The 5,890-nt window shown below is 55.1% G+C and carries 5 protein-coding genes; 4 read left to right on the forward strand and 1 reads right to left on the reverse strand.

What is annotated here, in order from left to right; genetic code table 11:
• Positions 1-627 (forward strand): NAD(P)-dependent alcohol dehydrogenase (locus EP30_RS10740; protein WP_219846828.1); only part of this gene is annotated, 627 nt, incomplete at its 5' end.
• 273 nt (positions 628-900) lie between these two features.
• Positions 901-1,593, forward strand: coding sequence for an Abi family protein (locus tag EP30_RS10745; protein ID WP_140558663.1), 693 nt, complete (start codon positions 901-903; stop codon positions 1,591-1,593).
• Positions 1,594-1,870: 277 nt separating this feature from the next.
• Here the strand turns inward: EP30_RS10745 and EP30_RS10750 are convergent, their stop codons facing one another.
• The gene (locus EP30_RS10750; RefSeq protein ID WP_181160889.1) at positions 1,871-2,911 is read right to left on the reverse strand and encodes an NADAR domain-containing protein; all 1,041 of its coding nucleotides are present in this window, start codon (positions 2,909-2,911) and stop codon (positions 1,871-1,873) included.
• Positions 2,912-3,203: 292 nt separating this feature from the next.
• Here EP30_RS10750 and EP30_RS10755 point away from each other — a divergent pair, with 292 nt between their 5' ends.
• The gene (locus tag EP30_RS10755) at positions 3,204-4,364 is read left to right on the forward strand and encodes a DUF1648 domain-containing protein (protein WP_140558667.1); all 1,161 of its coding nucleotides are present in this window, start codon (positions 3,204-3,206) and stop codon (positions 4,362-4,364) included.
• A 201-nt stretch (positions 4,365-4,565) separates the two neighbouring features.
• Positions 4,566-5,890, forward strand: a 1,325-nt coding sequence (locus tag EP30_RS10760) for a collagen binding domain-containing protein (protein WP_140558669.1), incomplete at its 3' end; no start/stop codon positions are given.

The raw sequence follows: 5,890 nt of genomic DNA on the forward strand, positions 1-5,890 counted from the left end.
CATGTTTGCGTAAAACCTCAAAATATGACTTTTGAACAGGCATCTGCTATTTCCATTTCTTTTGAAACCGCGTTAGGCGCACTTCGCAAAGGGAATGTAAGAGCAGGCCAGCAAGTTATGATTTACGGCTCTTCGGGCGGCGTCGGTTTATATGCGGTGCAATTAGCCAAAAGTATGGGCGCAAACGTAACTGGTGTATGCAGCACCCGCAATCTTGAACTAGCCAAACAGATGGGGTGCGATTACGTAATCGACTACAAAAAAGAAGATTTTACGAAAGTGCAGACAAAGTTTGATGCAATTATAGGAGTGAATGGCTGCAATTCCATGAAAGACTATAAACGACTTTTAAAACCAAACGGGATTTTCGTAGGCGTGGGAGGAAATGTGAAACAAGTAAGCAAAGCATTCCTCCTTTCCTTTATATCAAGGAATTTTTCTTATTTTGCTGGACCTATTATGCCTCAAAAAGATTATTTGTCTTATGCAAAAGAGCTGGCAGAAACCGGCAAATTGTTACCTTATATAGACAAAATCTATTCCGTCAAGGACACGAAAGAAGCCATTCGTTATATTGTATCTTCTCACACACAAGGGAAAGTTGTTGTTTCCATGGATTTTAAATAAAGAGGAAACTCTTGAGAATCTGAATAAAAGAAACAGCAACAATTATCAAAAAGGATGTCGCCGGTTCAAATCCGGCTAGCCCGACAGAGAGCCCTACTCCCGCATGGAATTTGGGTTTCACCGTTCGAGGCGGAAGGCCGCTGTGGTAACGATTCGGTAACGATGACCGCTGACTTTAACCTCAATTGGCCGTGCAGAAAAGAAAAATCCCCGGGGTTTCATGATGCTTCGCATGAGTGACGTTCCAGGGCATTCGCTAGCAGTGTAGCCGTCATGAGTCCTGAAAGTCAACCTGTCACGCTTGCCGACCTGCAACGATGGTTCTCGACCGAGCGCATGAGCACGTACGTGCGCTCCTCGCAGACAACCGATTGCGACGTGATCGACCTGTACGTGTGGAACGGACGGATTTCCAAGGCCTTGCTCGAAGACATCGCTCACGTGGAGGTGCTGCTGCGCAATTTCATGTCCGAGCGCCTCGCCAGAGCCTGCGGGCACGAGGACTGGTACAGAAACGACGCAAGGTTCCGGTTCAACTCGTCCAAGACAAGACGGTTCGAAACCTCGGTTACGGAGATCGAGCGGCAGATACGGCATTCAGGCAAACCGGTCACGCCCGGACGCGTAATCGCCGACATGTCGCTCGGTTCATGGTGTTTCCTGCTCTCCTCCAGACTGGAACAGACCGTGTGGAGGGCTTTGCGGGATCCAGCGAACGGCGGCATGCCGAACTACCCATCGTGCAAGCGCGCCGTATTCGAAAATCACGTCAAGACAATGCGCGACCTGCGCAACCGACTGTCGCACCAGGAGCATCTGGTGCTCGACAACCTCACGGACGAGAACCGGTATCTCGACGGGCAGTGCGCGAATCTAGATTGGATCGCCCGCGTCATCGACCCGAAAGCCGCCGACTGGATTCGCAGCCAGTCAAGAGTGACGGCGCTTTGTGCAAGGCGCCCATAGTTATGGTTTTCCAACGTCTCGACTGCATTTTGACCGGGAACACTGTTGTCTGTCGGCGCAATTCAAACTTCTTGCGACACGCCGGCACTCCTCCCCCTCCCACATGCGACAAGGACGGTAACGAGATGGTAACGATGACCGTCACGATGAACCAATCCCAGCCCGATCAACCAAACTTCCCAAAATCCAGAATCGGCTTGATTCCAACGATATTCACCCCATCCAAAGCAGCCGGTTTTTGCAAAACAACCCCCTGACGGTACAGGATGCCGCAGGTTCAAATCCTGCCGCTCCGAACGTCCCGTTCCAGATCCCTGCCGATGTCGCGGAGTCGTTTGAGCAGATTGAGCAGCCATCCGTTCTCCAGCGATTCGCCGATCGTCCCCTCGTCGGAACGTTCACGGCGGGTCAGCCATGTCATCAATGCCTGAACCTGTTTGGCATTGAGCTGTGCATAGTCCCCAGACTCCAATGTCTGCCACGGCTCGATGTCGGAATTCGTCAACACCGCACGCCAATTCTCCCATCCAGGAGTCTCATAGATGAGATCCCACCATTGATCCACAGCAGGCCCGTAGTCACACCAGCTCAGAGGAATCACGCCTTCCTGATGGAACTCGGGGTAGATCCACTTGTACAGATTGTTCGCCGGCCTATCCAATTGAGGGATCAGTTCGATGAAAGGTCGGTATTGGAAATCGAACGGCGTGGCGCCGGCGTTCAGGATGTCACGTACATCCATCAGCAGAAAGCCGAGTTTGTTCTTCCCACGCCAGTTGCATGAATCCTTCCACCGCTCATCGGCCCGACCGTCCTTCGTCTGCTTGCCAAGTCCGGCACCCCAGATGGTGTCGAACGGTGAACATTCGACCAGCACTTGATCACCCGTATCCGTCAGCTGTTTCGCGAGTTCGGGATTCTGGGTGAACTTGAACATCAACGCCTCGAACATGTATCCGGACGATTCCCTATCCCATACGACCACGTCGAATCCTTTTACGCCGCGGCCGATCGCCTTGTATTGGCGGGGTTCCAGTCCCGGTTGCATCACAGCATCCATCGCGGTCTGATCGTGGAACCGCCACGCCTTGCGGAATATGAACCATTGTTCGCTGCACTCGAATTGCAGCTTGGTCACCGAACCATCGGTATCCTCCCAATCGACGACAAAGGGTGCCGGATGGAAGTTGGATGCCCAGTCATCTCCGTTCCAGAAACCGAAATACTGACGTACCGGCCCATCCCATTCCTCGCTGTCGAGCCGGTCGCAATCGTTCCTGCCCATCGCGGCATCACGCCATGCCTGCGTTTCATTCACAGTCCAAATCGGTTCCACCATTCACCTGCCGACTCTATGAACATCGTTATTCCAAGTGTAAGTCCACGCATTGCAAACCATATGAGCCACGCTCGGTATTATGCAGGGACTGTGTACGGCTCCCCTACGCGATGAGCCTCGGTGTCGCTCCGGGTCCATCTCGCCGGTGGGATAATTAGGATTGTGATCGGAGTGGCCCGTTACACGAAGGAATTCCAGACACTGACAACACCAAGACAAGACCGTCGCAACGGACAATCAGCAAACGCCGATCATCAATCAGGAGGATCCGATGCATAGCAGTCCAACGACCATAACGGGTGTCGCCACCATGATCGTGCTTCTCTTGCTACCGGCACTGACCGCAATCGGCATCGCAATCGTACCTTGGGTGGTAGGCCGGCACGAAGTGTTCGGCGTCACCGTGCCGCCGGATACGTTCGCTGATGCGCCTATCCGACGCTATCGCATCGTCTTCTCGATAGTGGTCGGCGCGCTCGGGGCAGTGTCGGTGCTCGCGTGCTTCGTACTATGGCGGCTGGCCGGCGCGACAATGACGTTCTGGTGCGCGTCAGTTCTGTCGGTCTTGGTAATGATCGCCGGGTTCGCAATCCAGCAACGGTTCCGTAGACGAGTGATCGCCATCAAACGCGAGCGCGGCTGGACGACAGCAGGCGCGAAACGTATGGTGATCGCCGACGACGACATGATTCCGCGGCCTCTGACGCTATGGTGTGATCTCGTCTACGTCTTGGTGATAGCCGCGACGATAACTGTCGGGTATGCGGGTTACGACCATATGCCGCAACGGGTGCCGATCCATACGGACGCCGCCGGCATCGTCAACGGATGGGCCGATAAAAGCCCGTCCGTGATCTGGTTCGCGCCGCTGACGGAACTGATTCTCGCCGCAGTGATGACTGGCGCTCATGCCGCCGTCCTATATGCGAAGCGTCAGGTCAACACAGATTCGCCGACAAACCCAACGCGGCGGTATGCGACGATGGCACGCGCGTGGAGCGTGTATGTGCTGCTCGTTGGCGTGGTCACGACCCTGGGCATCGGCATGACCATACAACTCGGTACGATCGGCGTGCTCGATCTGGGATTGGTCGGACTGACCGGTGCGTTCGCCGGTGCGTTCGCGCTCATCGGCGGCATCATGGTCATGCTGTTCTACGGACAGCATGGCTCGGTCAATGACGGAGCAATATCGAACGATGGCAGTGCGAACAACGACGGCACTGACGACGACACGAGCCCATGGGATGAGGAACGTTACTGGTATGGCGGCATCATCTACGTGAACCGCAACGACCCAACCATCTGGGTGCCCAAGCGCTTTGGCGCCGGATGGACGGTCAATATGGGCCGCCCAGCCGTATGGGTGGGCACTGTCATTCTTCTAATCCTCGTCATCGCTCTACCGTTTGTGTTCACCGTCCTGCTGTAGGTGGCGGTAAAGCGTTTCCCTGTCACGCTAACAACGCGATTGAGTGCTGCCACTATCGAAGCGCCAGCAGGGGAATATGACCATGGAGGGTCTCTGGCACGGGGAGGCAAACTGGTGCACCATGTCCTGAGGTGCAGCCAATGTTGATAGTGGGTAGTGTGGTTCGATTTAGTGCAGTAACGAGTGGTACGAGGGGACACCATGAGTCTGTTCAGGAACTCGGTATGGCAAATGGGGGTTGCATTCATCGCGGCTTTCGCGATGCTGCTGAGCGGCATCGGCATTGGCGTCGCCAGTGCGGTCGAAGGCGATGACATCTACAATCCCGATGCCCCTGCCGTTGAAGTCGGCACGGATGGGTCCAAGACCAAGGTCAGCGTCAAGCTGTACAAGGACATGGAGCACATGGCTCCGTTCGATTCCACCGTCGACAAGCTTCAAGTAGGCGGGACGCTCTACGGATACATCGAATGGGATTGGGATGAGTCCGAAAAGCCCACGCTGGAAAGCCCCACACGTTTCTACACATTCCCGGACAACATTGGCGTCAAGAACGTCAACCCAAGCGAACTGTTCGACAATCAGGGCAACGTGGCCGGTACGTGGTGGATCACGAACGGTGTGGCCTATGAGAAGTGGAACGAAGACTGGCTGCGTCAGCATCCTTCCGATATTAAGTCGTTTGTGAGCTTTGAATTCACGCTCAAGGACGACGGCACTGGGAACGACGACAAAGAGACCGTCACCTTTCCCGGCACCAATTCAAGCATCACCATCACATTCGACAAGACCGAAGTGAGCGGAAGGAAGGACTGGACGGTCAACGACGACGGCACTGTGACCTTTACCATCACGCTCGGAAACAAGTTCGACGTGAAGAACATGGTGGTCACCGACACCATGGGGTCGAATTTCCGGTTCGTGGCCGGAAGCTTCCAGCTCGACGGCGCAGCCATCCCCGAAGACAACGTCTCCGCAAACGGACAGCAGGCCACGATCAGACTCGGTAATGTCAAGACCGCCGACGGCGACGGCCACAAACTCACCTACAAGGCGAGTCTTTCCGAAGAGGCACTCAAACTGCTCGCGCAGGGCAAAAAGCTTGATGACGCCAAGAATACCGCCACATGGCAGTGGGACGGCAGCGATCCTAGTGGCGGGCATCCGAACGGCGCCGACACCACGCCAGATCTCTCCTATCGAATGGTAGACAAGGGCGACGGAGCCACCGACGGCAACGCAGGCATCAAGTGGACGGTGAACCTTAACGGAGGCCAGCTCAAAGCCGATATGGGACGATACGTCTTCACCGATACCCTGCAGCCCGGCCATCACTACGACGGCTCCTACACCATCTACAAGGGCGCCAACGAAAACAACGAAAACATCTACGCCACCGGCACGTTGGACCCCAACGCCAACAGCTTCACCTATACATTCCCCAAGGACGCCGGAAGGCAACAGTATCGGATTGTATATCACACCAAGCTCGACGATCCGAAATCGCATAATGCCGTGGCCAACAA

The organism is Bifidobacterium sp. UTCIF-39 (assembly GCF_006408715.1).
Taxonomy (GTDB): Bacteria; Actinomycetota; Actinomycetes; order Actinomycetales; family Bifidobacteriaceae; genus Galliscardovia; species Galliscardovia tissieri.

Excerpts from the sequence above, each read along its gene's own strand:
- EP30_RS10745 (WP_140558663.1), top strand. The coding sequence starts at position 901 with ATGAGTCCTGAAAGTCAACCTGTCACGCTTGCCGACCTGCAACGATGG.
- EP30_RS10755 (WP_140558667.1), top strand. The coding sequence starts at position 3,204 with ATGCATAGCAGTCCAACGACCATAACGGGTGTCGCCACCATGATCGTG.